We start from the raw sequence: 24,686 nt of genomic DNA on the forward strand, positions 1-24,686 counted from the left end.
ATGCTCGGACATTCTGCTGGAGATGGCCGTTGAAAGCCCTCGACGAACTGAGCTTCGACAATCGCTTCGCCCGCCTGGGCGACGCGTTCTCAACCCATGTGCTGCCCGAACCGATCGACCATCCACGCCTGGTGGTGGCCAGCCCGGCGGCCATGGCGCTGCTGGACCTGGACCCCGAGGCCGCCGAAAGCCCGGTGTTCGCCGAGCTGTTCGGCGGGCACAAGCTATGGGCCGAAGCCGAGCCTCGGGCGATGGTCTATTCCGGGCATCAGTTCGGCTCCTACAACCCCCAGCTAGGCGATGGTCGCGGCTTGCTGCTGGGCGAGGTGTACAACGCCGCCGGCGAACACTGGGACCTGCACCTCAAGGGTGCCGGCCAGACCCCCTACTCGCGCATGGGCGATGGCCGCGCCGTACTGCGTTCGTCGATCCGTGAATTCCTCGCCTCCGAAGCGCTGCACGCCCTGGGTATTCCGACTACCCGGGCGCTGTGCGTGATCGGTTCTGACACCCCGGTCTGGCGCGAGAAACAGGAGCGCGCGGCGATGCTGCTGCGCATGTCGCCCAGCCATGTCCGCTTCGGCCACTTCGAATACTTCTATTACACAAAGCGCCCCGAGCAGCAGAAACAGCTGGGCGAGCACGTGCTGGCCATGCACTTTCCCGAGTGCCTGGAACAGCCGGAACCCTACCTGGCGATGTTCCGCGAAGTAGTCGAGCGCAATGCCGAACTGATCGCCAAGTGGCAGGCCTACGGTTTCTGCCACGGGGTGATGAACACCGACAACATGTCGATCCTCGGCGTGACCTTCGACTTCGGGCCGTTCGCCTTCCTCGACGACTTCGATGCGCATTTCATCTGCAACCATTCCGACGACCAGGGGCGCTACTCGTTCAGCAACCAGGTGCCGATCGGCCAGTGGAACCTCAGTGCCCTGGCCCAGGCCCTGACGCCCTTCATCAGCGTCGAGGCCCTGCGGGAAACCCTCGGCCTGTTCCTGCCGTTGTTCCAGGCCCATTACCTGGACCTGATGCGCCGCCGCCTCGGCCTGACCAGCGCCGAAGAAGAGGATCAGAAGCTGGTGGAGCGCCTGCTGCAACTGATGCAGGGCAGCGGCGTGGACTACAGCCTGTTCTTCCGCCGCCTGGGGGATGAATCAGCTGAACTGGCCGTGGCCCGGCTGCGCGACGACTTCGTCGACCGCCAGGGCTTCGATGCCTGGGCCGATCTGTACAAGGCCCGGGTCGCCCGCGAACAAGACGACACTCAAGAACAGCGCCGCGCGCGCATGCATGCGGTCAACCCGCTGTACATCCTGCGCAATTACCTGGCACAGAAGGCCATCGATGCCGCCGAGCAAGGGGATTACTCCGAGGTGCGCCGACTGCATGCGGTGCTGAGCAAGCCGTTCGAACAACAGGCCGGCATGGACAGCTACGCCGAACGACCGCCCGAATGGGGCAAGCACCTGGAAATCAGTTGCTCGTCCTGAGCCTCAGATAAATACCTCGGCCGAAACACCGAAGCGCTCGGCCAGCCAGCGGATCTGTCGCAGGTTGAGCTGGCGCTTGCCGCTCAGTACTTCCGAAACCACCGACTGCGCACCCACGCCTGGCAGATCACTCTGGGTCAGGCCGTGTTCGCGCATCAGGGAGCGCAAGACGTCAACGCCACTGGCTATCGGCATCGGTCGATGCTCTTCGTCGTAGGCTTCGATCCAATCGCCGATGATGTCCACCAGCGAAGTCACTGGATGGTTCTCGTCCTCTCCCATGAGATCCAGCAGTTCATCCAGCGCCGCGACCAATGCATCGTAATCGGCTTCAGTATTGGGTTTACGCAACACAGGGGCCACGAAATGCCAATGATCCGCCGCCTGCTTCACCAGAACGTTCATCCGGTCTCCTCCTTCCACCTGCCCTTGTCGTATTCGTGATGGTCCAGCACGTGCCTGATATAGAGACGTCGCACCTCATAACGCACCACGGTGATGATTCGTAACTTGTTGCCGCCAATATCGAAGACGTGAAACGCCCCCACTTTGTCGGTGGCCGGAAATACTGCCTTGATGGCTGCAAAATCGGCCGGATTGAGGCTTTTGACTTTTCTGTACCAGGTCTCCAGCGCATTGGCCGATTGTGGCCAGCGGCTCTTGGCCTCCCAGATTCGTTTGGCGGTGATGATATGCATGCAATGTCCCTATCGCATATTGCTATAGACGGTAGTGTCGGAAGCGCGCCATAGCAAGTTGCTATGCGCTTGAACAGACCAACGGCATAAACCCATGGCTCCGTTTCAGCCTAGATTCACCAGCCGCCACGCATCTCAAAGATGTATGAAGGAATGCAACAGACCCGCCCCTCGCTTGATAAACCTTGCGCCAGACTCCAGATAACGCCCATCGCCCACTTATCCCGGAGCCCCCCTCATGTCCGATCCACTGCTGATCCCCTGCCCCCATTGCAACGGTTTGAACCGCATCCCCGCCGAGCGCCTGGGCGACCAGCCCAAATGCGGGCGCTGCAAAGGCCAGGTGTTGCTGAGCCAGCCTTTCGAACTGAAACAAGGCGACTACGCCAGCCAGATCAAGGGCGACCTGCCGTTGCTGGTGGATGTCTGGGCGGATTGGTGCGGGCCGTGCAAATCCTTCGCGCCGGTATTCGAGCAGGCGGCGGCGCAATTGGCGGGCAAATGCCGGCTGGCCAAGCTCGACAGCGAGGCCAACCAGCAATTGTCGGCGCAGTTGGGAATTCGCTCGATTCCGAGCCTGATTCTGTTCAAGAACGGACGGGAAGTAGCACGCCAGAGTGGCGCCTTCCCGTTACCGCAGTTGATGAGCTGGTTGCGCAGCCAGGGCCTCTGACCGCTATTTCAAAAGCACCTTGAACCGTAGGAGCGAGGCTTGCCCGCGATGAGTGCCTGACATTCAACATCGTCGTCGGTTGTCAGACCGTTATCGCGGGCAAGCCTCGCTCCTACAGAAGAGCGTCAGGCGCTTTCCAGCAGGTTGTGCAGGTCGACGAATTGCTGGGTCAGCTTGTGCCGGGGGTCAAGGTGGATCAGCGGCAGGCTGGCCTGGTGGGATTCGCGCATGCGCACCGAACTGGCCAGGTACACCGGCAAGACCGGCAGGCCTTCGGCAATCAGTTCATCGAGCATCTGCTGGGGCAGGCTGGCGCGGGCCTGGAACTGGTTGACCACGATGCCTTCGACCTGCAAGTCCTCGTTGTGGTCGTCCTTGAGCTCTTCGATTTCAGCCAGCAGGCCGTACAGCGCCTGGCGGGAAAAGCTGTCGCAGTCGAAGGGAATCAATACGCGATCAGCGGCAATCAGCGCCGAAACCGCGTAGAAGTTCAGGGCCGGCGGGGTGTCGAGGTAGATCCGGTCGTAGTCCTCGGCCAATTCGTCCAGCAGTTTGCGCAGCTTGTTGATCTTGTGCTTCGCCTCAAGCTTGGGCTGCAGATCCGCCAGCTCGGCGGTGGCCGTCACCACATGCAGGTTGTCGAACGGCGTTTCGTAGATATCGACCTGGTTCTTCTTCGAGAACGGTCCGGAAGACAGGGTCTGCTTGAAGAAGTCGGCGATCCCCATGGGAATGTCGTCGCCGGTCAGGCCGGTGAGGTATTGAGTGGAGTTGGCCTGGGCATCCAGGTCCACCAGCAGCGTGCGATACCCTTCGCTGGCGCTCACAGCCGCCAGATTGCAGGCAATGCTCGACTTGCCGACTCCCCCTTTCTGATTGAACACCACGCGCCGCATGTCAGAACCTCCCTGCATCAAAGATCACCGAGTGTAGTAGCGAGCAGCGCTGCTTCGCTACCTCGCTGACGGCAGAGCGCCAAGCCCGTTGCAATGACCGGAATCGGCCTAGACTTTCTGAAAGTCTGCGCACCTCCCGCCCGGTGCCGCTCAATAATGGCCAAATGACACTTTTCTTCTGTCGAATGGGCCGTTTTCACTGAGTGAAACATAACCAATGTTTGCTACCAGCCAGTCACACCGGGATAATGCGCGCCACTCGGCTGTAGCTCCGTGCCAGGTGAGTCTTCGATCGAAACGCCTGACCACGTCAAGTAAGCCCGCAGGGGCGGGATGAATTTTCAAGTGATCAACTTCAACATCGCTCAATGGCGCGCGTGGGCCCCTGGGCTCGAAAGCGTGGACGATTGGCAGGCCTGGAGCCGACAACCGGTCGTGCTCGAGAGCAGCGATGCCGCCCCCGACGTGTCGTTTCTACCGGCCATGCAACGCCGGCGCCTCAGCCGTCTGGCGCGCATGGCCTTCAGCGTGGGCTGGCCGCTGGCCGAAGGCCTGGAACAACTACCGTTGGTCTTTATTTCCCGGCATGGCGAAACACCGCGGACCTTCGACATCCTCAGCGACCTGGCGGCCGACCAGCCATTGTCCCCGACCCAGTTCAGCCTCTCGGTGCACAACGCGGTGATCGGCCTGTGGTCGATCATGCGTGGCGAAACCAGCGAAATGACCGCCCTCGCCGCCGCCGGCGACGGCCTCGAACACGGCATGCTAGAGGCCGCGGCGCTGCTCGAGGAAGGCGCCCCGGCAGTGCTGCTGGTGGTCACCGAAGAGCAGCCGCCCGCCGCCTATGCCACCTGGATCGACGACGTGCCTTTTCCCTATGCGGTGGGCCTGTTGCTGACCCCCGGCAAAGAGTGGCAACTGACGCTCGGTGCCGCCACCGAGGAAGCGCCGCGCGCCGGGTGGCCCCATGCCCTGAATCTCTTGCGTACCCTGCTCGGCGAGCAGACCTCCTGCCAACATGCCTGGAAGAACCGTGTATGGAACTGGCAACGCAACCTGTAAACACAAAACCCCGCGACGCCTACTACTGGCGCCTGGTCGCCACCGCGGCCAGCTTTGCCTTGTTCGGCCTCGGTGGCCTGTGCCTGCGCTTGGTGATTTTCCCGCTGCTCGCCTGCCTGCCCGGCGACGCCGAAGCGCATCGCCAGCGCGCGCGGCGCACCATTGGCCGACTGTTCTGGCTGTTCATCCGGTTCATGGCCCGCAGCGGCGTGCTGACCTATGACGTCGAAGGCGCGGAAAAGCTCGGCCGCCCCGGACAAATGATCATCGCCAACCACCCGTCGCTGATCGACGTGGTGTTCCTCATCGGCCTGGTGCGCAACGCCAACTGTGTGGTCAAGCAGAGCCTGTGGCAGAACCCGTTCACTCGCGGCCCGATACGCGAAGCCGAATACATCAGCAACGACGGCAGCATGGACATGCTCGACGCCGCCGGCGAAGCCCTGCGCAATGGCCAGACCCTGGTGATCTTCCCCGAGGGCACCCGCACCCCGCCGGGCCAGGCGCCGGCCTTTCATCGGGGGGGCGCGGCAATCGCCTTGCGGGGTGCGAGAATCATCACCCCGGTGGTCATCAAGGTCAGCCCGACCACCCTGACCAAGGCCGAACCCTGGTATCGCATCCCGATGCGCCGCGTGCACTTCAGTTTTCGCGTCGGAGCCGATATAGACCCGTATGCCTTTGCCGCCCAAGGCCCCGCACCGCAGGCCTCGCGCAAGCTCAACGATTATTTGCATCACTACTTCATTAAGGAGCTCGCCGAAGATGAGCGATCTGCACCAGGAAATTAAAATGCTGATCATCGATGCCCTGGGCCTCGAAGACATCAGCGTGCAAGACATCGGCAACGAGCAGACGCTCTTCGGTGAAGGCCTGGGCCTGGACTCGGTCGACGCCCTGGAGCTGGGCCTGGCGATCCAGAAACGCTACGGCATCAAGATCGACGCCGACGCCAAGGACACCCGCAACCACTTCACCAACGTGGCGAGCCTTGCGGCGTTCGTCACTGCAAAACAGGCAGCTTGAGACCGGACCATGCAAACTCGCGACGACATCTTCAACACCTTGCGTGATGCCCTGGTGGAACTCTTCGAACTGGAACCGGAACGCGTAAGCCTGGAATCCAACCTGTATCAAGACCTGGAAATCGACAGCATCGACGCCGTCGACCTGATCGATCACATCAAGCGCAAGACCGGCAAGAAAATCGCCGCCGAGGAATTCAAGTCGGTGCGTACCGTCAATGACGTGGTCGAGGCGGTATACCGTCTGGTCCAGCCGGCCGCATGAGCCGGCTGATCGGCCTTGGCCTGCTGCTGGCGGGCCTGTTGTATCCCTTTGCGGTGTATTTCGGCATGGAGCATTTCGCGCCATGGCAGTTCGGCCTGTTGCTCGGCAGCCTGTGGCTGGCCCGGGCCCTGACCGGCGAACGGCGTCCCGGCAGCCTGTTGATGGCGGGCGCGGCCCTGGTCTTCTGCGTGTTGCTGGCGCTGTTCGACAGCCCATCGTTATTGCGCTGGTACCCGGTGCTGGTCAGCGGCTTCATGCTCACGCTGTTCGGCCTGAGCCTGAAATTCGGTCCGCCGGTGGCCGAACGCCTGGCCCGCCTCAGCGAGCCGGAACTGCCGGAAAAAGCGATTCGCTACACCCGCCAGGTGACTGTCGCCTGGAGTGTATTTTTCCTCTGTAACGGATTTCTCGCCGCCGCCCTGACCCTGTGGGCGCCGCTGAGCTGGTGGACGTTGTACAACGGCCTGATCGCCTACGGGTTGATGGGTTTGCTGTTTGCCATTGAATGGCTGTTACGACAACGCGTACGAGGCCGCGCATGAATTGGATAAAGCTTGAGCACCTGCTGCTCAAGTCGTTGCCGGAACGGGCCGTCACGCTCGAACCGGCACTCGATCACAGCAAGCTGCAGCACCAGGCCCTGAGCCTGGCCGCGGGCTTGCGGGCCAGGGGCGTACAGCGCCTGGCCCTGCACCTGGAAGATGCCGCCGAGTTGGCCATCGCCCTGCTCGGCGCCTGGCGCGCCGGGGTCAGCGTACTGCTGCCCGCCGACCTGCAACCGCAGACCCGGCAACGCTGGTCGACCCAGGTCGACCTGTGGCTGACCGACCAGCCCGGTGATGCCCACTTGGCTGACTTCGACCAGCCGCCATTGCCCGCCGCCGAACTCGACCTCGACACCTGCCGCCTGAGCCTGTGCACCTCCGGTTCCAGCGGCGAACCCAAGCGCATCGACAAATCCCTGCGCCAGCTGGCCAACGAAGTCGAGGCCCTGGAGCAACTGTGGGGCGAAGGATTGGGCCAGGCCTGCATCATCGGCAGCGTCGCCACCCAACATATCTACGGCCTGCTGTTCCGTGTGCTCTGGCCGCTCTGCGCCGGGCGCACCTTCGTCCGTCGGCAACTGCCGTTCCCGGAAGACCTGCAGCGCGCCAGCCGCGAACACCCGGCCTTTGCCTGGGTCGCCAGCCCGGCGTTGCTCAAGCGCATGGGCGACAACCTCGACTGGCCGGCCCTGAGCCCGGTGCGCCGGGTGTTTTCCTCCGGCGGCGCGCTGCCCGCCGACGCCGCGCAAGGCCTGCACCAGCGCCTGCGACAATGGCCAACGGAGATCCTCGGCAGCTCGGAAACCGGCGGCATTGCCTGGCGCCAGGGCGACAGCCTGTGGCAAGCCTTCGCCGGGGTCGAGCTGAGCCAGGACAGCGACGGCGCCCTGCTGATCGCCTCGCCCTACCTGCCGGCCGGACATATCGAACACACCGCCGATGCCGCGCGCATCGCCGCCGATGGGCGTTTCGAGCTGCTCGGGCGCCTGGACCGGATCGTCAAGCTGGAAGAAAAACGCATTTCCCTGCCGATGCTGGAACAGGCCCTGGCCGGGCATGCCTGGGTCGCCGAAGCGCGCCTTGGGGTGGTCCGGGAAAACCGCGCCTCCCTCGGCGCGCTGTTGGTCCTCAGCGAACAAGGCCTGCACGCCTTGCGCAATCAGGGTCGTCGGGCCCTCACCCAAGCGCTGCGCCAGCACCTGAGCCAGCATTGCGAGGCCCTGGCGCTGCCACGCCGCTGGCGCCTGCTGCGCCAGTTGCCCCTGAACAGCCAGGGCAAGCTGCCCCAGGCCGACGTCGAAGCCCTGCTGCTGGCCCCGCGCCCACGGGCGCCGGAAGTGCTGGAACAGCTCGAGGCCGACGGCGAATGGAGCCTGCAACTGGCGATCCCGCCGGACCTGGCCTACTTCAGCGGCCACTTCCCCCAGACCCCGGTGCTGCCGGGCGTGGTCCAGGTGGACTGGGCATTGGCCCTGGGCCAGCAGTTGCTCGATCTGCCGGGCCGCTTTGCCGGCATGGAAGTACTGAAGTTCCAGCAACTGGTGCGCCCCGGAGACCAGGTGCAATTGCACCTGCGCTTCGATCATGAGCGCGGCAAACTCTACTTTGCCTACCGCAATGACACCGCCGCCTGCTCCAGCGGCCGCATCCTGCTGGAGAACGCCTGTGGATAAGTTATTGGCCCCAGGCAAGCGCAGCCCCCTGCTGCTGCCAGCGTTGCGGGCTTTTGTAGCCGCTGCCGAAGGCTGCGATCGGCCGCGCAGCGGACGCCTGGGAGACAGCCCCCATGCATAACCCCTGCGCCGTGATCCCGGTCTACAACCATGAAGCCGCCGTGCCGACGGTGGTCGATGCCCTGCTCGCCAGCGGCCTGCCCTGCGTGCTGGTGGACGACGCCAGCAGCCCGGCCTGCGCCGCCGTGCTGGAACAGCTGGCCGAGCGCGAACAGGTGTTCCTGGTCAAGCTCGCGGTCAACCAGGGCAAGGGCGGCGCGGTCATGGCCGGGCTGCGCGAAGCCTCGCGCCTGGGCTTCAGCCACGCCCTGCAAGTGGACGCCGACGGCCAGCACGACCTGCGCGATGTGGATAACTTTATCGCCACCTCCCGCACCCACCCCGAAGCGCTGGTCTGCGGTTATCCACAGTACGACGCCAGCGTGCCCAAGGGCCGTTTTTACGCGCGCTACCTGACCCACGTCTGGGTCTGGATCAATACCCTGTCGTTGCAGATCCCCGACTCCATGTGCGGCTTCCGGGTCTACCCCCTGCCGCCAGTCCTGGCGCTGATCGACTCGGTGAAGATCGGCCGGCGCATGGATTTCGACACCGACATTCTGGTGCGCCTGTCCTGGCGCAACCAGCCGATGCGCTGGTTGCCGACCCAGGTCCGTTACCCGGTGGATGGCCTGTCGCACTTTCGCCTGTTCCACGACAACCTGCTGATTTCCAGCATGCACGCCCGGCTGTTCTTCGGCATGTTGCTGCGCGCGCCGCTGATCCTCTGGCGACGGTGGCAAGCATGACGGCGCTACCAGACAAACAGGACAAACAGCCGGACAAGCAACATTGGGCCGAGCACAAGGAGCGCGGCAGCTTCTGGCTGATGAAGCTCACCGCCTTGGGCGTGCGGGTGCTCGGGCGCCGGGTGTTGAGCCCGGTGCTGTACATCATCGTTTTCTACTTTTTCCTGTTCGGCCGCGGTGCCCGCCGCAGCGCCTGGTTGTACCAGCGGCGCCTGGCCGACTGGAGCGGCAAGGCCGAGCTGCGTCCCAGCCACTGGCGGGTCTTCGGCCAGTTCATGGCGTTCGCCGACTCCCTGCTGGACAAGCTCGACGTGTGGAACGGCAAGCTGCGCCTGGAACAGATCGAGATCGTCGACCCGGCCCGGCTGCGCGACCAGTTGCGCGGCACCCGCGGACAGATGCTGGTGGGCGCGCACCTGGGCAACCTCGAAGTCTGCCGCGCCCTGGCCGAGCTGGGCGAGAAGGTCACCATGAACGTGCTGGTGCACACCAAGCACGCCGAACGTTTCAATCGTCTGCTGGGCGAGGCCGGGGCCACCAACCTGCGGCTGATCCAGGTCAGCGAGCTGGATCCGGCGGTCATGCTGCAACTGAGCCAGCGCCTGGATCGCGGCGAGTGGCTGGCGATTGCCGGCGACCGTGTACCGCTGCACGGCGGGCGCAACGTGCGGGTGGATTTCCTCGGCCATCCGGCGCCCTTTCCCCAGGGGCCGTGGCTGCTGGCGGGCCTGCTGAAATGCCCGGTCAACCTGCTGCTGTGCCTGAAAAACAATGGTCGCTATCGAGTGTTCCTCGAACCCTTCACCGAGGCCGTGGCGTGGAAACGCAGCGACCGCGAGCAGGTCATCGCCCAGTGGACTGCCCGCTACGCCGAGCGTCTGGGCCAGTACTGCCTCGAAGCGCCCCAACAATGGTTCAACTTTTACCCTTTCTGGAAGACCGATGACGACGCATCCGCTTGAGCCGGTAACCTTCGGCGAACTCCCTTTGCGCATCGAAGACGTGCTGGCCCTGGCCAACCGTCAGGCGCCGACCCGGCTGCAGGACGACAGCGCATTCCGCCAGCGCATCGCCAAGGGCGCGCAATTCCTCGATTCGCTGCTGGACAAGGAAGGCGTGATCTACGGCGTGACCACCGGCTACGGCGACTCCTGCGTGGTCGCGGTGCCGCTGCAGCACGTCGAGGCGTTGCCCCGTCATCTGTACACCTTCCACGGCTGCGGCCTGGGCAAGCTGCTGGACGCGCAAGCCACCCGCGCGGTGCTGGCGGCGCGCTTGCAGTCGCTGTGCCACGGCGTGTCCGGGGTGCGCGTGGAACTGCTGGAGCGCCTGCAGGCGTTCCTCGAACACGACATCCTGCCGCTGATTCCCGAAGAGGGTTCGGTAGGCGCCAGCGGCGACCTGACGCCGCTGTCCTACGTGGCCGCGACCCTGTCCGGCGAGCGTGAGGTGATGTTCCGCGGCGAGCGCCGAACCTCGGCCGAGGTGCACCGCGAGCTGGGCTGGGAGCCGCTGGTGCTGCGGCCCAAGGAAGCCCTGGCGCTGATGAACGGCACCGCGGTGATGACCGGCCTGGCCTGCCTGGCCTTCGCCCGCGCCGACTACCTGCTGCAACTGGCCACGCGCATCACCGCGCTGAACGTGGTCGCCTTGCAGGGCAACCCGGAACACTTCGACGAGCGCCTGTTCGCCGCCAAGCCGCACCCGGGGCAGATGCAAGTCGCCGCCTGGCTGCGCCAGGACCTGGCCATCGACGCACCGACCGCGCCGCTGCACCGCCTGCAGGACCGCTACTCGCTGCGTTGCGCGCCCCATGTGCTGGGTGTGCTGGCCGACAGCCTGGGCTGGCTGCGCGGCTTCATCGAAACCGAGCTGAACAGCGCCAACGACAACCCGATCATCGATGCCGAGGCCGAACGCGTGCTGCACGGCGGGCACTTCTACGGCGGGCACATCGCCTTCGCCATGGACAGCCTGAAGAACCTGGTAGCCAACGTCGCCGACCTCTTGGACCGTCAGCTCGCGCTGCTGGTGGACGAGCGCTACAACCACGGCCTGCCGAGCAATCTGTCCGGCGCCCCGACGGACCGCGCCATGATCAACCACGGCTTCAAGGCGGTGCAGATCGGCACCAGCGCCTGGACCGCCGAAGCGCTGAAAAACACCATGCCGGCCAGCGTGTTCTCGCGCTCCACCGAATGCCACAACCAGGACAAGGTGAGCATGGGCACCATCGCCGCCCGCGATGCGATCCGCGTGCTGGAGCTGACCGAACAGGTCGCCGCAGCCACCCTGCTGGCCGCCAACCAGGGCGTCTGGCTGCGCGGCCGAGCCGAGGATGCACGGCCATTGCCGCCAGCCCTGGCCGCCATGCACCAGGAGCTGGCCAAGGACTTCCCGCCGGTGATCGAGGACCGCGCCCTGGAAGGCGAACTGCGCCTGTGCCTGCAACGCATTGCCGAGCAACACTGGAGGCTGCATGCGTAGTCGGGGCGTGCTGCACGCGGACACCGAGATCCAGGTGCCGTTTTTCGACGTCGACACCATGCACGTGGTCTGGCACGGGCACTACGTGAAGTACCTGGAAGTGGCCCGCTGCGCCCTGCTCGACAAGCTCGGCCACAACTACAACCAGATGCTCGAGTCCGGCTACGCCTGGCCGGTGATCGACCTGCAACTGCGCTATGTGCGCGGCGCGGTATTCGGCCAGAAGCTCAAGGTCCGCGCCAGCCTGGTGGAGTGGGAAAACCGCCTGAAGATCAACTACCTGATCAGCGACCTGGAAACCGGCGAACGCCTGACCCGCGCCAGCTCGGTGCAGGTGGCGGTGGAGATCGCCAGCCGCGAGATGCAACTGGCCTCGCCCAAGGTGTTCACCGATGCCGTCGAGAGGCTTCTGCCATGAGCCGACCGCTTCCTGCAGGAGCGAGCTTGCTCGCGAAAATCGTCAACGATTGCGCGAGCTACCTGACACGTCACGGCGTTCTGCGGTTTTTCGCGAGCAAGCTCGCTCCTACCGTGCTCGTACTGTTGGGCACTCCAGGCTTGGCCAATGCCTTCGACCTGCAACAGCTCAGCGACCAGTTGGCCAGACCCGAGGTGATCCACGGCAGCTTCGTCCAGGAGAAACACCTGCGCGCCCTGCCCCAGCCGCTGACCAGTAAGGGCAGCTTCGTCCTGGCGAAGAACCATGGCCTGCTGTGGCTGCTGAAAACACCGCTGCAACAGGACTACCGCATCACCGGCAAAGGCATCGCCCGCCGGGATGGCGGCGGCTGGCAAATGCTGCCGAACAAGAGCGCCGGGGCCGAACAGAACCGCCTGTTCCTCGCCGTGCTGCAAGGCGACAGCAGCGGCCTGCAACGGGACTTCGAGCTGGCCCTGGCCGGCGACGCCAAGGCCTGGAAACTGACCCTGACCCCACGTTCGCTGCTGCTCAAGCAGGTGTTCAACCAGATCAACATCGACGGTGGCGAACTGGTGCAGCGCATCGAGCTACTGGAAACCCAGGGCGACAGCACCGTGCTGGAGATGCACGACAGCATCAGCAACCAGCCCTTGAGCGACGCGGAGCAGCATGACTTTGCCGAGTGAACGCTGGTGGCCGCGCCTGTTCCTGCTCCTGCTGGTGGCCGTGCTGGCCCTGGCCGGCTGGCAATGGCGCCATGGCGCGCCGCTGTCGGCCAACCTCATGGAGCTGGTGCCGGGCACCGACCCCGATGCCCTGGAGCTCAAGGCCGAGCAGCGCATGCAGGAGCCGCTGAACCGCGAAATGCTGGTGCTGGTGGGCCACGCCGAACGCCAGCAGGCCATCGCCATGGCCCAGCGCCTGGGTGAGCAATGGCAGGCCAGCGGGCTGTTCGAGAAGGTCCAGTGGAACCTGCAGGCCGACCTGCCGGCGCTGCGCACGCAATTGCTGCAAGGCCGCCTGGCGATGCTTGCTGCTGCCGATCGCCAGCAACTGATCGAGCACCCCGAGGCCTTTATCCAGCAACGCGTACAGGCGCTGTTCGACCCCTTCAGCGGTTTCAGCCTGGTCTCGAGCCAGGACGACTGGCTGGGCCTGACCGGGCGCATCCAGAACAGCCAGCCGCAACGCGGCGCGGTGCAACTGGACATCGGCAGCGGCACCCTGATCGCCGATGCCGACGGCAAGAGCTGGGTGCTGCTGCGAGCACGCACCACCGGCAACGCCTTCGACATGCAACTGCCGCTGCAGGTGGCGGCCTTGCTTCAGCACAGCCGTGAACAGGCCGCCCAGGCCGACGTCCAGCTGCTGGCCGCCAGTGGCCTGCTCTACGCCGCCAACGGCCAGCAGCAAGCCTCCCGCGAGATCACCTGGGTCGGCGGCGGCGCCACCGTCGGTATCCTCCTGCTGCTGTTGCTGGCCTTCCGTCGCTGGCGGGTGTTGCTGGCGTTCGTGCCGGTGCTGGTGGGCATGCTGTTCGGCGCGGTGGCCTGCGTGGTCTTTTTCGGCCATATGCACGTGATGACCCTGGTGCTGGGTTCGAGCCTGATCGGCGTCGCCGTCGACTACCCCCTGCACTACCTGTCCAAGAGCTGGAGCCTGCGCCCCTGGCACAGCTGGCCAGCCCTGCGCCTGACCCTGCCGGGGCTGAGCCTGAGCCTGGCCACCAGTTGCATCGGCTACCTGGCATTGGCCTGGACACCGTTCCCGGCCCTGACCCAGATCGCTGTGTTTTCCGCCGCCGGCCTGTTGGGTGCCTACCTGAGCGCGGTGTGCCTGCTGCCGGCGCTGCTGCGCGGCGTCGAGCTGCAACCGGCGCAATGGCCGCTGCGCGTGGCCGAATGGCTGCTGAACCTGCGCACGCAGTTGCTCAAGCGCGTGTCCAGCCCTTGGCTGCTGGCGCTGGTGATCGCCTTCTGCGCCGGCGGCCTGTGGCAGCTCGACAGCAAAAACGATATCCGCCAGTGGATCGGCGCGCCGCCACAACTGCTCAACGAAGCCCAGGCCATCGCGCGGATTACCGGCTACCAGCCCACCAGTCAGTTCTTCCTGGTGCGCGGGGCCGATCAGCAACAGCTGCTCGAACGCCTCGGCGCCCTGAGCGAGCGCCTGGAGCAACTGGTCAACCTGGAGAAACTCCAGGGCTACCTGTCGCTCAACCAACTGGTGAGCCTGCCCAGTGAGCAACAGCGCCTGCGCCAGGCCCTGGACGCGCTGCCGCGGCACTGGCAGCCGCTGCTGGATCTCGGAGTCCCGGTCACGGCCCTGAACGCGGAACTCGCGCAACTGCGGGCGCTGCCCGACGAAGACATCGACGCGGCCCTGCAAGGCCCGCTGGCCGAGCCTTACCGCACCCTGTGGCTGGGCCCCACCGACAACGGCGTGGCGGCCATGGTCAGCCTGCAGGGGCTGAACAACCCACAGCTATTGCGGATCCAGGCGCAGGATCTGCCGGGGGTGCAACTGGTGGATCGCCTGGGCGAGCTGAACCAAGTGTTCGCTGCCACCCAGGTCAGCGCCGCCGAGCTCAAACTCGCCTCCTGCGTGCTGATCGTCTTACTGCTGATCCTGCCGTTCGGCCTCGGCGGCGCCCTACGCCTGGTCGCCCTGCCGCTGCTGGCGGCCCTGTGCAGCCTCGCCAGCCTGGGCTGGCTGGGGCAACCGCTGACCCTGTTCAGCCTGTTCGGCCTGTTGCTGGTGACCGCCATCAGCGTCGACTACGCCATCCTCATGCGTGAACAGGTCGGCGGGGCCGCCGTGAGCCTGCTCGGCACCTTGCTTGCAGCGCTGACCACCTGGCTGTCGTTCGGCCTGCTGGCGATTTCCAGCACCCCGGCGGTCAGCAACTTCGGCCTGGCGGTGAGCCTGGGCCTGGCCTTCAGTTTTATCCTGGCGCCCTGGGCCGGTCGCCAGCGCCATCGCCAGACCGTTACGGAGCCCGCCCTGTGATGATTGCCCTGTTCTGGCTCATGGCGCTGCTGCTGTTCGCGCTCGCCACCCGCATCGGCAGCCGTTTCGGCCTGATCCCGATCGTCAGCCAGTTGCTGCTGGCGACCTTCGGCCTGCCGCTGCTGATGCTGTTCTGGATCGAGCCGCACTGGCAGTTGAGTGGCGCCCAACTGGTCGCGCCGGTCTGGCTGAAGAACCTGTACGGCTTGAGTTTCGCCCTGCTGCTGGGGCATATCCTCAGCGACGTGATCGACCTGCGCCTGGACCGCCAGAGCCTGAAGATCGCCCTGCCGAGCTTCGCCATTCCCTTCGCCTGCGGCCTGGCCACGGCGGTCTGGCTGTTGCCGGCGCAACCCTGGCTGAGTTCCCTGGCGGTCGGCCTGCTGTTCGCCATTACCGCAATTCCGGTGTTGTACCTGTACCTGCGGCACATCGACTACCCGCCGCTGGCCACCCGGCGCCTGGTGCAGACCGCGATCCTCATCGACCTCGGCTGCTGGACCCTGTTCGGCGTCGCCCAGGGCAGCCTGCACCTGAGCAGCCTGCTGCTGCCGCTGGCCGGCGCCTGCCTGCCGCTGCTCCTGCGCGGCCTCGGCCTGCGCCAGCCGCTGCTGCACAGCCTGGGCTTCTTCGGCCTGCTGGTGGTGGCCGAACACTACAAACTCAACGCGCTGATTTTCGGCATCGGCTACCTGCTGTGCATGGCCGCCCTCAAGGTGCCGCTAGTGCTGCCGTTAAAGGCAGCCTGGATGAGCCGTTTGCAGACCTTTATCGCCATTCCGCTGATCCTCACGTTCGGCATCGTGCAGATCAATGTGCACAGCGCCATGGACAGCCTCGGCTGGGTGCAACTGGGGGCGTTGCTGCTGTTGCCGATTGCCAGCAAGCTGCTCGGCAACTGGCTCGGCCTGGGCTGGGCCGGCGCCTCCTTCAAGGGCGCCAGCCGCTGGCGGGAAAGCCTGCTGCTGAATATTCGCGGGCTGAGCGAGATCGTTTTTCTCAACCTGCTGCTGCAACAACAGCTGATCAGCCCGGCGCTGTATTTCGCGCTGATGCTCATGGGCCTGATCGCTACCCTGATGCCGGCCCTGGCCGGGCTGCACCGAACACCTTTGGTCCCTTCGAACCCGAACATCGCCGAACCGGCAAGGAGCCCCAGTGCCAACAGTTGAAATGGAACGCCGCCAGATTGTGGTGATCGGCGCCGGCCCATCGGGCGCCATCGCCGCCGCGCTGCTCAAGGGCAAAGGCCACGACGTGCTGATCGTCGAGCGCCAGCATTTCCCACGCTTTTCGATCGGTGAAAGCCTGCTGTCCCACTGCCTGGATTTCGTCGAAGAGGCCGGCATGCTCGAGGCGGTCAAGGCGGCGGGCTTCCAGCTGAAGAACGGCGCCGCGTTCGCCTGGGGCGAGCGTTACAGTGCCTTCGATTTCGGCGACACCTTCAGCGAGGGCAAGCCCACCACCTTTCAGGTGCAACGCGCCGACTTCGACAAACTGCTGGCCGATCAGGCCGCCCTGCAAGGCGTTGAAGTGCGTTATGGCGAGGCCATCGTCAGCGCCGACTTCAACCTGGCCAGGCCGCAGCTGCAGGTGCTGCGCGAAGACGGCAGCGAGTACCGCGTGGAGGCCGGTTTCGTGCTCGACGCCAGCGGCTACGGCCGTGTGCTGCCACGCCTGCTGGACCTGGAAGCACCCTCGAACTTCCCGGTCCGCCAGGCGGTGTTCACCCATATCGAAGACCACATCGACAGCCCGGCTTTCGAGCGGGAAAAGATCCTCATCACCACTCACCCCAGCAAACGCGATGTGTGGTTCTGGACCATCCCGTTCAGCAACGGCCGCTGCTCGATCGGCGTGGTGGCGGCCAAGGAGCACTTCGACGGTCGTGACGGCGACCTGGACCAGTGCCTGCGCGGTTTCATCGAGGAGACCCCGAGCCTGGCCAAGGTCCTGCACAACGCCGTCTGGGACACCCCGGCGCGGGCAATCGGCGGCTACTCGGCCAACGTCAAGACCCTGCACGGCCCGGGCTTCGCGCTGCTGGGCAACGCCGCGGAGTTCCTCGACCCGGTGTTCTCCTCCGGCGTGACCATCGCCATGCGTTCGGCGAGCATGGCCGCCGCCGTGCTGCATCGGCAGTTGCAGGGCGAAAGCGTGGATTGGGAAACAGAGTTCGCCATCCCCCTCAAGCGCGGTGTCGACACCTTCCGTTGCTACGTCGAAGGCTGGTACGCCGGCACCTTCCAGGACGTGATCTACCACCCGGGCAGCTCGCCGGAGATTCGCCGGATGATCAGTTCGATTCTCGCCGGCTATGCCTGGGACGAACGCAACCCGTTCGTCAGCGAACCCAAGCGCCGGCTGCGCATGCTCTCGGAAATCTGCGCCATGGAGGCTCCATGAACGACGCCCAGCCACAGTACCTGAGCGCCAGCTACGTCGAGGAAACCCGCTTCGGCTTCTGGTTCCTGCGCAGCCATACCTGGCAGCACCATGTGCTGCGGGTGGCGATCAACGACCTGCGCCGCCTGTTCGACAACCAGCCACCGGCCAACCCGGTGCTGCTGGATGCCGGCTGCGGCCAGGGCAAGTCGTTCCAGTACCTGCGCCAGGTGTTCGCCCCGCGGCGCCTGATCGGCCTGGACGCCGACCCGCACAGCCTCAAACTCAGCAGCGAAGAGGCGGCGCGCCAGGGCCTGCAGGTCGAGCTGATCGGCAGCGACTGCGCGACCCTGGACGTGGCCGATGCCAGCGTCGACCTGCTGTTCTGCCACCAGACCTTTCACCACCTGGTGGAACAGGAAAAAGCCCTGGCCGAGTTCTATCGCGTGCTCAAGCCGGGCGGTTACCTGCTGTTCGCCGAATCCACCGAGGCCTACATCGACACCTGGGTGATCCGCTGGCTGTTCCGCCACCCGATGCATGTACAGAAAAGCGCGGCGCAGTACCTGGAAATGATCCGACGACAGGGTTTTGAATTTACCCCGCGCAATGTGTCTTATCCCTATCTGTGGTGGAGCCGTGCCAAGGACTTCGGGCTGCTCGAACGCTTCGGCCTGCGCCGCCCGAAACCCTTTGGCCAACGGGAAGAAACCCTGGTCAATGTGGTCGCCCGCAAACCCTTGCACGAAGGTGCCGCCGGATGATCCGTGCCCTGCTCGTCGGCTGCCTGCTGTTGCTGAGCGCCTGCGCCAGCCAGCCGCCGCTGCCCGAGAAAACCCCGAGCCTGGCCCTGCCGCTGCAACTGCATATCGAGCGGCAACAGGCCGGGCAGCGCCAGGACTGGCTGCTGGTGATCCAGGCCGAAGGGCCGGGCATCCGCTGGTCGCTGCTCGACCCGCTGGGCATTCCCCTGGCGCGCCAGCAACTGATCGACGGTCGCTGGCAGGCCGATGGCCTGCTGCCGCCGAACCCGGAGGCCCGCGAACTGTTCGCCGCCCTGCTATTCGCCCTGACGCCCGCGGGCGAACTGCGAGATAATTATCCAGCCGCCCGGCAGCACGGCGCGCAGCGCGACCTCGCCCCGCACTGGCAGGTCCGCTATCGCCAGGCCCTGGATTTTCGCCTGGAGCTGCCCCAGGGCTTGTACTACCACATCAGCCCGCTGACCGCCGAGAACGCCTCATGACGGCCTACCTGAATGCCCTCGGGGTGATCTGTGCCCTTGGGCGCGACAAGCAGCAAGTGGCCCGCAGCCTGTTTGCCGGCGACTGCTCCGGCATGCGCGCCGCAGCCGGCTGGGTGCCGGAGCGCAGCGTGCCGGTGGCAGCCGTCCAGGGGCCGCTAGCGAGCATTCCGCCGGAGCTGGGACAGCAGAGCAGCCGCAACAACCAGCTGCTGCTGGAGGCCGCCCTGCAGATCCGTGGCGACATCGACCAGGCCATCGCCCGCTACGGCCACAGCCGCATCGGCATCGTCCTCGGCACCAGCACCTCGGGCATCGACGAAGCCAGCCGCGGCATCGCCCACTACCTGCGCGACCGGCATTTCCCGGCCGACTACGACTACCGGCAGCAGGAGCTCGGCGCGCCGGCGAACTTTCTCGCCGACTGGCTCGACCTCAGCGGCCCGGCCTATGTGATCTCCACCGCCTGCACCTCCAGCGCCCGCGCGCTGATGAGCGCCCGCCGCCTGCTCGACCTGGGCCTGTGCGACGCGGTGCTGTGCGGCGGCGTCGACAGCCTGTGCAAGCTGACCCTCAACGGTTTCTCGGCCCTGGAAGCAGTGTCCGACCAGCGCTGCAATCCGTTCTCGGTCAACCGCGATGGCATCAATATCGGTGAAGCCGCCGTGCTGTTCCTGATGAGCAAGGAAACCCTCGGCGCACAACCGATCGCCTTGCTCGGCGCCGGCGCCAGCTCCGACGCGCACCATATTTCCGCGCCCGAACCCAGCGGGCGCGGCGCCCTGCAAGCCATGCAGAAGGCCTTGCACAATGCCGGCCTGCAGGCCGGACAGATCGGCTACCTGAACCTGCACGGCACGGCCACCCAGCACAACGACGCCATGGAAAGCCTGGCGGTCGACCAATTGTTCCCGGCTGGCGTGCCCTGCTCGTCGACCAAACCCATGAGCGGCCATACCCTGGGCGCCGCCGGCGCCCTGGAAGCGGCGTTCTGCTGGCTGAGCCTGTCCGCCGCGAACAGCGCGCACGCCCTGCCGCCCCATGTATGGGACGCCCAGGCCGACCCGCAACTGCCGCCGCTGCATTGGGTCACCGCCACCACACGTCTGGAGCAGAACGCTCCGCGCTGCCTGATGAGCAACTCCTTTGCCTTCGGCGGCAACAACGTCAGCCTGATTATCGGAGACGCCCCATGATTGACTGGCCGCTCGCCGAACTGCTGCCCCACGCGGGCGACATGATCCTGATCGATCAGGTCCTGGCGTTCGATGAAGAGCAGATCCGCACCCGCCTCACCGTCAAACCCGATGGCCTGTTCAACCGTGCCGACGGCAGCCTGCCGGCCTGGGTCGGCATCGAAATAATGGCCCAGAGCATCGCCGCCTACGCCGGTTGCCATGCGCGCCAGAAAGGCCAGGCCGTCGAGCTGGGGTTCCTGCTCGGCACCCGCAAGTTCGAATGCAATGTGGACCACTTCCCGGCCGGCAGCGAACTGCAGATTCACGCCTTGCGCTCCCTGCAAGACGACAACGGCATGGGCGTATTCGAATGCCACCTGAGTGCCCCCGGCATCCAGGCCGTCGCCCGCCTCAACGTGTTCTGTCCGCCCCAGGCGGACAGCTACCTGAACGAATCACCCGCTTTATCAACAGGAGTCCAGCCATGACTGAATCCATACTGGTCACCGGCTCCAGCCGTGGTATCGGCCGCGCCATCGCCCTGCGCCTGGCCCAGAGCGGCTATGACCTGATCCTGCATTGCCGCAGTGGCCGCAGCGAAGCCGAGGCCGTGCAGGCCGAAGTCGAGGCCCTGGGGCGCCAGGCGCGCATCCTGCAATTCGATGTGACCGACCGCGCCAGCTGCAAGGCCGTTCTCGAAGCCGACGTGGAAGCCCACGGCGCCTACTACGGTGTGGTGCTCAACGCCGGCCTGACCCGCGACGGCGCCTTCCCGGCCCTGAGCGAAGACGACTGGGACACCGTGCTGCGCACCAACCTCGACGGTTTCTACAATGTCCTGCACCCGGTGATGATGCCGATGATCCGGCGCCGCACCGCCGGGCGTATCGTCTGCATCGCCTCGGTGTCCGGGCAGGTCGGCAACCGTGGCCAGGTCAACTACAGCGCGTCCAAGGCCGGCCTGATCGGCGCCGCCAAGGCCCTGGCCATCGAGCTGGGCAAACGCAAGATCACCGTCAACTGCGTGGCGCCAGGCCTGATCGACACTGCCATGCTCGACGAGAACGTGCCGGTGGACGAATTGCTGAAGATGATCCCGGCCCAGCGCATGGGCACCCCGGAAGAAGTCGCCGGCGCGGTGAACTTCCTGATGTCCGCCGAGGCCGCCTACATCACCCGTCAGGTGCTGGCGGTGAACGGAGGCCTGGTCTGATGAAACGTGTGGTCGTCACCGGCATGGCCGGCATCACTTCGCTGGGCAGCGACTGGGACACCATCGCCGCCAACTTCGGCGCCAACCGCAGCGGCATTCGCCGGATGGACGAATGGGATCGCTTCAGCGAACTCAATACCCGCCTGGCCGGCCCCGTGGACGACTTCAAGGTACCGGACCACTGGACCCGCAAGCAGCTGCGCAGCATGGGCCGGGTGTCGCGGCTCGCCGTGGGGGCTGCCGAGCAGGCCCTGGCCGATGCCGGCCTGCTGGGTGACGAGTCGATCAAGGACGGGCGCATGGGCGTGGCCTGTGGCTCGTCCACCGGCAGCACCGACGAGATCAAGGCGTTCGGCAACATGTTGCTGAACTCGGTCGCCGAAGGCCTCAACGCCAACTCCTACGTGCGCATGATGCCGCACACCACCGCGGCCAATATCAGCATCTTCTTCGGCCTCACCGGCCGGCTGATCCCGACGTCCAGCGCCTGCACCAGCGGCAGCCAGGGCATCGGCTACGCCTACGAGGCGATCAAGTTCGGCCGTCTGCCGCTGATGCTCGCCGGCGGCGCCGAAGAGCTGTGCCCGACCGAAGCCATGGTGTTCGACGCGCTCTACGCCACCAGCCTGAAAAACGATGCCCCGCACACCAGCCCGCGGCCCTACGACAGCGACCGCGACGGCCTGGTGATCGGCGAGGGCGGCGGCATGCTGGTGCTCGAAGAGCTGGAACACGCCCTGGCCCGCGGCGCGCATATCCATGCCGAGATCGTCGGCTTCGGCAGCAACGCCGACGGCCAGCACACCACCCGTCCGGAGCAGGCCACCATGCGCCGGGCCATGGAGCTGGCCCTGGAAGACGCCGGCCTCGAGCCTTCGGCCATCGGTTACGTCAATGGCCACGGCACCGCTACAGAACAGGGCGACATTGCCGAAACACTGGCCACCAGCAGCCTGTTCGGCAGCCGGATGCCCATCAGTTCGCAGAAGAGTTTCCTCGGCCACACCCTGGGGGCCTGTGGCGCGCTGGAGTCCTGGTTCAGCATCGAGATGCTCAACCGCGACCTCTACGTGCACACCCTCAACCTCGACACGGTCGACCCGCGCTGCGGCGAGCTGGATTACCTGCGCGGCGAATTCCGGCAGATGAGCTGCGAGTACGTGATGAACAACAACTTTGCCTTTGGCGGCGTCAACACTTCGCTGATCTTCCGCCGCTGGCCTCAATGACGTTACCCCCTGGAGAAAATGGAATGCCCTCCCTGCTTCGCGCCTGCCTGATCGTGCTGGCCCTGCTGACCTGCGTCTCGTGCACCAGCAAGCGCATGTACACCCCGGACCGGGTCCTGCCCGCCACCCTCAAGGCCGACCATGAGGAAATGAAACAGGCGATCCTGAAAAACCTGGTCGCCCGCAAGTGGACCGTGCAGCGCATCAGCCCGGAGCTGATCCAGGCCGAGATCACTGTGCGCGAGCAATACCACGTGGAAATCGACATCCAGTACGCGCCGACCCACTACAAGATCCTCTACCGCGACAGCCGTGGCATGGGCTACGCGGACGGCAAGATCCACAAGAACTACATCCGCTGGGTGCGCCTGCTGGACAAGGGCATCCTGCGCGAGCTGAAGGACAACCAGAACGAACGGACCGCGCAACAGCTGTCCAGCTCGGCCCAGGCGATTGCCGCGCCTAATTGAGCGCCAGCCGCTACCCGCTTTCTACGTCAAGGAGACCACCATGCAATTGAAGACCCTGGCCGCTGCCGCCACCCTGCTGCTCTGCACCCTGCCCGGCGTCAGCCAGGCCCGTGATACCGCGCTGTACCTGCCGTTCGACAAGGTGGTCGCCGAAGCCATCAGCACCGGCAAGATCGACGGCAGCGTGAAGTTCTACCTGGCCGGCAACCAGCCCGCCGGCAAGGTCACGGTGATCAGCGCGGGCGCGGTCACCAACAAGAAGACCAATGCCTTCAACAAGAGCGACGAAGTGGCCTGCGAATGGGTCCTGCAATCGGCGCTGATCACCCTGCACCAGGCGGCCAAGAAAGTCGGCGCCAATGCCGTGACCGACATTGCCAGCTTCTACAAGAGCAACGAGCGCAAGGACGCGAAAACCTACGAATGCCACGCGGGCGCCCTGATGGCAGGCGTCGCGCTGCGCGGCGATCTGGCGAAGGTGCAGTAAGGCGCCTGCCGATGAAATCGGCATGACCTGATCCACAGTTTCCATCCCCCGGAAACGACAAAGGGCGCCTTTCGGCGCCCTTTCACAAACAGGCTGGCTTGTCATCGCGCTCTGCCTGTCTGGCTCTGCGATGGCTGGTTGCCCAGGATCCTCAGAGTCTCACAAGTCCCTTTCGGGTACGCGCGCAGTGTCGCTCGAAGTCTGCCGCCCGGCAACCGTGGCCAATTGCCGTTTTCCACAGGAAAGTCGGTATCAGAGCCCCAAAGCCTTGCGTACAGCGGCTTTGACGGCAGCGAGCTCTTCGTCTGTAAGTTGCAAGACTCCGTAAACTCGTCGGCCATGACGGCCTTTGCGCCTGATCCGATCGAGTCGCGGCAAGCCGACCGTGGCGAGCATGTCGCACTTTGCCCAGCAGACCGTTACAACTCAGCCTTGCGGGTCAGCAGCTCGACAAAGGCCTTGGCCATTGGCGAGCGCTGGTCGGTGCGCTGCGCCAGCCACACCGCCGAGACTGCCTCGGGGTCGAGCAGCGGTCGATAGACCACGCCGTCGATACGCATGCGCTGGTAGGACGCCGGCAACACCGAGACCCCCAGCCCCGCCGCCACCAGGCCGATGATGGTCATGGCCTCGCCCGCTTCCTGGGCGAAATGCGGGGTGAAACCGACATCCCGGGCCAGGGTCAGCAACTGCGCATACAGGCCGCTGCCGTAGCTGCGCGGGAAGAACACGAAGGGTTCGTGGGCCAGGGCCGACAGCGCCAGGCCGGCTTCGCTGCCGGCCACCAGCGGGTGCTTGGAGCTAAGCACCGCCACCAGCGGTTCGCGCAGCAACTCCACCACGCTCAGGGAGTCCGGCAGCGGCAACGGCCGCATGATGCCGACCTGGATCGACTCGTCCAGTAGCGCCTCGGCCACCTGGGTGCTGCTCATCTCCCGCAGCTTCAGGTGCACGTCGGGAAAGCGCTGGCGAAAGGTGAAGATCGCCTGGGGAATGCTCGAGTTGAAAGGCGCCGACGAGGTGAAGCCGATTTTCAGCTCACCCAGCTCCCCCCGTTGCGCCCGCCGGGCCACATCCGCCGCCTTGTCGACCTGGGCCAGCACCTGTCGCGCCTCATCGAGGAACAGCCTGCCGGCCTCGCTGAGTTCGACCCGACGATTGGTGCGCTCGAACAGGCGCGCGCCGACCTCCTGCTCCAGCACCTGGATCTGCTGGCTCAAGGGCGGTTGGGAGATGCCCAAAACCTGGGCGGCGCGGCCGAAATGCAGCTCTTCGGCCACCGCGATGAAGTAACGCAGGTGACGCAATTCCATGATCGCCTCATTAGGTCGTAAAACATATCAATCAGGTCGAACAATATATTGGAAAGAAACATTAGCCAGC

General features: G+C 65.3%; 28 protein-coding genes. 24 read left to right on the forward strand and 4 right to left on the reverse strand.

The features are described 5' to 3' along the window. Positions 1-29: 29 nt before the first annotated feature. The gene (gene selO / locus PVZ80_RS16415) at positions 30-1,493 is read left to right on the forward strand and encodes a protein adenylyltransferase SelO (RefSeq protein WP_016704471.1); all 1,464 of its coding nucleotides are present in this window, start codon (positions 30-32) and stop codon (positions 1,491-1,493) included. A 3-nt stretch (positions 1,494-1,496) separates the two neighbouring features. On the opposite strand, the gene PVZ80_RS16420 is transcribed toward selO, so the two are convergent. Beyond that, entirely contained in the window at positions 1,497-1,898 is a 402-nt protein-coding gene (locus PVZ80_RS16420; RefSeq protein ID WP_009046631.1) for a helix-turn-helix domain-containing protein, read from the reverse strand. Then, positions 1,895-2,191: a type II toxin-antitoxin system HigB family toxin gene (locus PVZ80_RS16425; protein WP_016704470.1), complete on the reverse strand. Its 297-nt coding sequence runs from the start codon at positions 2,189-2,191 to the stop codon at positions 1,895-1,897. Before PVZ80_RS16425 ends, PVZ80_RS16420 begins: the two co-directional genes overlap by 4 nt. Positions 2,192-2,429: 238 nt before the next feature. Here PVZ80_RS16425 and trxC point away from each other — a divergent pair, with 238 nt between their 5' ends. Continuing rightward, the gene (gene trxC, locus PVZ80_RS16430) at positions 2,430-2,864 is read left to right on the forward strand and encodes a thioredoxin TrxC (protein ID WP_016704469.1); all 435 of its coding nucleotides are present in this window, start codon (positions 2,430-2,432) and stop codon (positions 2,862-2,864) included. 125 nt (positions 2,865-2,989) lie between these two features. Here the strand turns inward: trxC and PVZ80_RS16435 are convergent, their stop codons facing one another. Then, positions 2,990-3,760 (reverse strand): ParA family protein, encoded by a 771-nt coding sequence (locus PVZ80_RS16435; RefSeq protein WP_007926828.1) that lies wholly within the window; start codon positions 3,758-3,760, stop codon positions 2,990-2,992. A gap of 333 nt (positions 3,761-4,093) precedes the next feature. Here PVZ80_RS16435 and PVZ80_RS16440 point away from each other — a divergent pair, with 333 nt between their 5' ends. From PVZ80_RS16440 to PVZ80_RS16545, 22 genes are all read left to right on the forward strand, one after another. After that, positions 4,094-4,825, forward strand: coding sequence for a beta-ketoacyl synthase chain length factor (locus tag PVZ80_RS16440; RefSeq protein WP_273864210.1), 732 nt, complete (start codon positions 4,094-4,096; stop codon positions 4,823-4,825). Continuing rightward, positions 4,801-5,616, forward strand: coding sequence for a lysophospholipid acyltransferase family protein (locus PVZ80_RS16445; RefSeq protein ID WP_016704468.1), 816 nt, complete (start codon positions 4,801-4,803; stop codon positions 5,614-5,616). The genes PVZ80_RS16440 and PVZ80_RS16445 overlap by 25 nt, the downstream gene beginning before the upstream one ends. Next, positions 5,591-5,851: a phosphopantetheine-binding protein gene (locus tag PVZ80_RS16450; protein WP_007926834.1), complete on the forward strand. Its 261-nt coding sequence runs from the start codon at positions 5,591-5,593 to the stop codon at positions 5,849-5,851. Before PVZ80_RS16445 ends, PVZ80_RS16450 begins: the two co-directional genes overlap by 26 nt. Positions 5,852-5,860: 9 nt before the next feature. Beyond that, a complete protein-coding gene (locus tag PVZ80_RS16455; protein ID WP_007926835.1) occupies positions 5,861-6,115 on the forward strand; it encodes an acyl carrier protein in 255 nt (84 codons plus the stop codon). Further along, a complete protein-coding gene (locus PVZ80_RS16460) occupies positions 6,112-6,657 on the forward strand; it encodes a hypothetical protein (RefSeq protein ID WP_273864211.1) in 546 nt (181 codons plus the stop codon). Before PVZ80_RS16455 ends, PVZ80_RS16460 begins: the two co-directional genes overlap by 4 nt. Next, a complete protein-coding gene (locus PVZ80_RS16465) occupies positions 6,654-8,333 on the forward strand; it encodes an acyl-CoA synthetase family protein (protein WP_273864212.1) in 1,680 nt (559 codons plus the stop codon). Before PVZ80_RS16460 ends, PVZ80_RS16465 begins: the two co-directional genes overlap by 4 nt. A 113-nt stretch (positions 8,334-8,446) precedes the next feature. Next, positions 8,447-9,181 carry a glycosyltransferase family 2 protein gene (locus PVZ80_RS16470; protein ID WP_009046624.1) on the forward strand — a complete coding sequence of 245 codons (735 nt, stop codon included), beginning with the start codon at positions 8,447-8,449 and terminating at the stop codon, positions 9,179-9,181. After that, a complete protein-coding gene (locus PVZ80_RS16475) occupies positions 9,178-10,143 on the forward strand; it encodes an LpxL/LpxP family acyltransferase (RefSeq protein WP_009046623.1) in 966 nt (321 codons plus the stop codon). The genes PVZ80_RS16470 and PVZ80_RS16475 overlap by 4 nt, the downstream gene beginning before the upstream one ends. After that, the gene (locus PVZ80_RS16480) at positions 10,124-11,668 is read left to right on the forward strand and encodes an HAL/PAL/TAL family ammonia-lyase (protein ID WP_273829304.1); all 1,545 of its coding nucleotides are present in this window, start codon (positions 10,124-10,126) and stop codon (positions 11,666-11,668) included. Before PVZ80_RS16475 ends, PVZ80_RS16480 begins: the two co-directional genes overlap by 20 nt. Continuing rightward, positions 11,661-12,086, forward strand: coding sequence for an acyl-CoA thioesterase (locus tag PVZ80_RS16485; RefSeq protein WP_016704462.1), 426 nt, complete (start codon positions 11,661-11,663; stop codon positions 12,084-12,086). Before PVZ80_RS16480 ends, PVZ80_RS16485 begins: the two co-directional genes overlap by 8 nt. Further along, positions 12,083-12,775, forward strand: coding sequence for an outer membrane lipoprotein carrier protein LolA (locus PVZ80_RS16490; protein ID WP_273864213.1), 693 nt, complete (start codon positions 12,083-12,085; stop codon positions 12,773-12,775). Before PVZ80_RS16485 ends, PVZ80_RS16490 begins: the two co-directional genes overlap by 4 nt. Then, on the forward strand, positions 12,759-15,098 hold the full coding sequence (locus tag PVZ80_RS16495; RefSeq protein WP_273864214.1) for an MMPL family transporter: 2,340 nt from the start codon (positions 12,759-12,761) through the stop codon (positions 15,096-15,098). The genes PVZ80_RS16490 and PVZ80_RS16495 overlap by 17 nt, the downstream gene beginning before the upstream one ends. Further along, complete coding sequence (locus PVZ80_RS16500) at positions 15,095-16,270, forward strand: hypothetical protein (RefSeq protein ID WP_009046618.1); 1,176 nt, start codon at positions 15,095-15,097, stop codon at positions 16,268-16,270. Before PVZ80_RS16495 ends, PVZ80_RS16500 begins: the two co-directional genes overlap by 4 nt. Continuing rightward, the gene (locus tag PVZ80_RS16505) at positions 16,257-17,504 is read left to right on the forward strand and encodes an NAD(P)/FAD-dependent oxidoreductase (protein ID WP_273864215.1); all 1,248 of its coding nucleotides are present in this window, start codon (positions 16,257-16,259) and stop codon (positions 17,502-17,504) included. The genes PVZ80_RS16500 and PVZ80_RS16505 overlap by 14 nt, the downstream gene beginning before the upstream one ends. Then, positions 17,501-18,247, forward strand: coding sequence for a class I SAM-dependent methyltransferase (locus tag PVZ80_RS16510; RefSeq protein WP_273864216.1), 747 nt, complete (start codon positions 17,501-17,503; stop codon positions 18,245-18,247). Before PVZ80_RS16505 ends, PVZ80_RS16510 begins: the two co-directional genes overlap by 4 nt. Continuing rightward, the gene (locus tag PVZ80_RS16515; protein ID WP_009046615.1) at positions 18,244-18,729 is read left to right on the forward strand and encodes a DUF3261 domain-containing protein; all 486 of its coding nucleotides are present in this window, start codon (positions 18,244-18,246) and stop codon (positions 18,727-18,729) included. Before PVZ80_RS16510 ends, PVZ80_RS16515 begins: the two co-directional genes overlap by 4 nt. Continuing rightward, positions 18,726-19,922, forward strand: a complete 1,197-nt coding sequence (locus tag PVZ80_RS16520) for a beta-ketoacyl-[acyl-carrier-protein] synthase family protein (protein WP_016704455.1) — start codon at positions 18,726-18,728, stop codon at positions 19,920-19,922. The genes PVZ80_RS16515 and PVZ80_RS16520 overlap by 4 nt, the downstream gene beginning before the upstream one ends. Further along, entirely contained in the window at positions 19,919-20,392 is a 474-nt protein-coding gene (locus PVZ80_RS16525) for an ApeP family dehydratase (protein ID WP_101281697.1), read from the forward strand. Before PVZ80_RS16520 ends, PVZ80_RS16525 begins: the two co-directional genes overlap by 4 nt. Next, positions 20,389-21,117 carry a 3-oxoacyl-ACP reductase FabG gene (gene fabG / locus PVZ80_RS16530; RefSeq protein ID WP_028683771.1) on the forward strand — a complete coding sequence of 243 codons (729 nt, stop codon included), beginning with the start codon at positions 20,389-20,391 and terminating at the stop codon, positions 21,115-21,117. The genes PVZ80_RS16525 and fabG overlap by 4 nt, the downstream gene beginning before the upstream one ends. Beyond that, the gene (locus tag PVZ80_RS16535) at positions 21,117-22,346 is read left to right on the forward strand and encodes a beta-ketoacyl-ACP synthase (protein ID WP_016704452.1); all 1,230 of its coding nucleotides are present in this window, start codon (positions 21,117-21,119) and stop codon (positions 22,344-22,346) included. Before fabG ends, PVZ80_RS16535 begins: the two co-directional genes overlap by 1 nt. Positions 22,347-22,369: 23 nt before the next feature. Next, on the forward strand, positions 22,370-22,816 hold the full coding sequence (locus PVZ80_RS16540; protein WP_009046610.1) for a hypothetical protein: 447 nt from the start codon (positions 22,370-22,372) through the stop codon (positions 22,814-22,816). A gap of 40 nt (positions 22,817-22,856) precedes the next feature. Continuing rightward, positions 22,857-23,303 (forward strand): hypothetical protein, encoded by a 447-nt coding sequence (locus PVZ80_RS16545; protein ID WP_009046609.1) that lies wholly within the window; start codon positions 22,857-22,859, stop codon positions 23,301-23,303. Between the two features lie 419 nt (positions 23,304-23,722). Here the strand turns inward: PVZ80_RS16545 and PVZ80_RS16550 are convergent, their stop codons facing one another. Next, positions 23,723-24,616, reverse strand: coding sequence for a LysR family transcriptional regulator (locus tag PVZ80_RS16550; protein WP_009046608.1), 894 nt, complete (start codon positions 24,614-24,616; stop codon positions 23,723-23,725). Positions 24,617-24,686: the final 70 nt, after the last annotated feature.

The sequence above is a fragment of the Pseudomonas sp. B3G-3 genome (assembly GCF_028640915.1).
GTDB lineage: Bacteria > Pseudomonadota > Gammaproteobacteria > Pseudomonadales > Pseudomonadaceae > Aquipseudomonas > Aquipseudomonas chlororaphis_I.

Coding starts and splice junctions, on each gene's coding strand:
- trxC (WP_016704469.1), top strand. CDS start 2,430: ATGTCCGATCCACTGCTGATCCCCTGCCCCCATTGCAACGGTTTGAAC.
- PVZ80_RS16455 (WP_007926835.1), top strand. CDS start 5,861: ATGCAAACTCGCGACGACATCTTCAACACCTTGCGTGATGCCCTGGTG.
- PVZ80_RS16450 (WP_007926834.1), top strand. CDS start 5,591: ATGAGCGATCTGCACCAGGAAATTAAAATGCTGATCATCGATGCCCTG.
- PVZ80_RS16435 (WP_007926828.1), bottom strand. CDS start 3,760: ATGCGGCGCGTGGTGTTCAATCAGAAAGGGGGAGTCGGCAAGTCGAGC.
- PVZ80_RS16545 (WP_009046609.1), top strand. CDS start 22,857: ATGCAATTGAAGACCCTGGCCGCTGCCGCCACCCTGCTGCTCTGCACC.
- PVZ80_RS16515 (WP_009046615.1), top strand. CDS start 18,244: ATGATCCGTGCCCTGCTCGTCGGCTGCCTGCTGTTGCTGAGCGCCTGC.
- PVZ80_RS16480 (WP_273829304.1), top strand. CDS start 10,124: ATGACGACGCATCCGCTTGAGCCGGTAACCTTCGGCGAACTCCCTTTG.
- PVZ80_RS16445 (WP_016704468.1), top strand. CDS start 4,801: ATGGAACTGGCAACGCAACCTGTAAACACAAAACCCCGCGACGCCTAC.
- PVZ80_RS16510 (WP_273864216.1), top strand. CDS start 17,501: ATGAACGACGCCCAGCCACAGTACCTGAGCGCCAGCTACGTCGAGGAA.
- PVZ80_RS16540 (WP_009046610.1), top strand. CDS start 22,370: ATGCCCTCCCTGCTTCGCGCCTGCCTGATCGTGCTGGCCCTGCTGACC.
- PVZ80_RS16420 (WP_009046631.1), bottom strand. CDS start 1,898: ATGAACGTTCTGGTGAAGCAGGCGGCGGATCATTGGCATTTCGTGGCC.
- PVZ80_RS16525 (WP_101281697.1), top strand. CDS start 19,919: ATGATTGACTGGCCGCTCGCCGAACTGCTGCCCCACGCGGGCGACATG.
- PVZ80_RS16485 (WP_016704462.1), top strand. CDS start 11,661: ATGCGTAGTCGGGGCGTGCTGCACGCGGACACCGAGATCCAGGTGCCG.
- PVZ80_RS16460 (WP_273864211.1), top strand. CDS start 6,112: ATGAGCCGGCTGATCGGCCTTGGCCTGCTGCTGGCGGGCCTGTTGTAT.
- PVZ80_RS16470 (WP_009046624.1), top strand. CDS start 8,447: ATGCATAACCCCTGCGCCGTGATCCCGGTCTACAACCATGAAGCCGCC.
- PVZ80_RS16495 (WP_273864214.1), top strand. CDS start 12,759: ATGACTTTGCCGAGTGAACGCTGGTGGCCGCGCCTGTTCCTGCTCCTG.
- PVZ80_RS16475 (WP_009046623.1), top strand. CDS start 9,178: ATGACGGCGCTACCAGACAAACAGGACAAACAGCCGGACAAGCAACAT.
- PVZ80_RS16520 (WP_016704455.1), top strand. CDS start 18,726: ATGACGGCCTACCTGAATGCCCTCGGGGTGATCTGTGCCCTTGGGCGC.
- PVZ80_RS16535 (WP_016704452.1), top strand. CDS start 21,117: ATGAAACGTGTGGTCGTCACCGGCATGGCCGGCATCACTTCGCTGGGC.
- PVZ80_RS16465 (WP_273864212.1), top strand. CDS start 6,654: ATGAATTGGATAAAGCTTGAGCACCTGCTGCTCAAGTCGTTGCCGGAA.
- PVZ80_RS16550 (WP_009046608.1), bottom strand. CDS start 24,616: ATGGAATTGCGTCACCTGCGTTACTTCATCGCGGTGGCCGAAGAGCTG.
- PVZ80_RS16490 (WP_273864213.1), top strand. CDS start 12,083: ATGAGCCGACCGCTTCCTGCAGGAGCGAGCTTGCTCGCGAAAATCGTC.
- fabG (WP_028683771.1), top strand. CDS start 20,389: ATGACTGAATCCATACTGGTCACCGGCTCCAGCCGTGGTATCGGCCGC.
- PVZ80_RS16440 (WP_273864210.1), top strand. CDS start 4,094: ATGAATTTTCAAGTGATCAACTTCAACATCGCTCAATGGCGCGCGTGG.
- PVZ80_RS16425 (WP_016704470.1), bottom strand. CDS start 2,191: ATGCATATCATCACCGCCAAACGAATCTGGGAGGCCAAGAGCCGCTGG.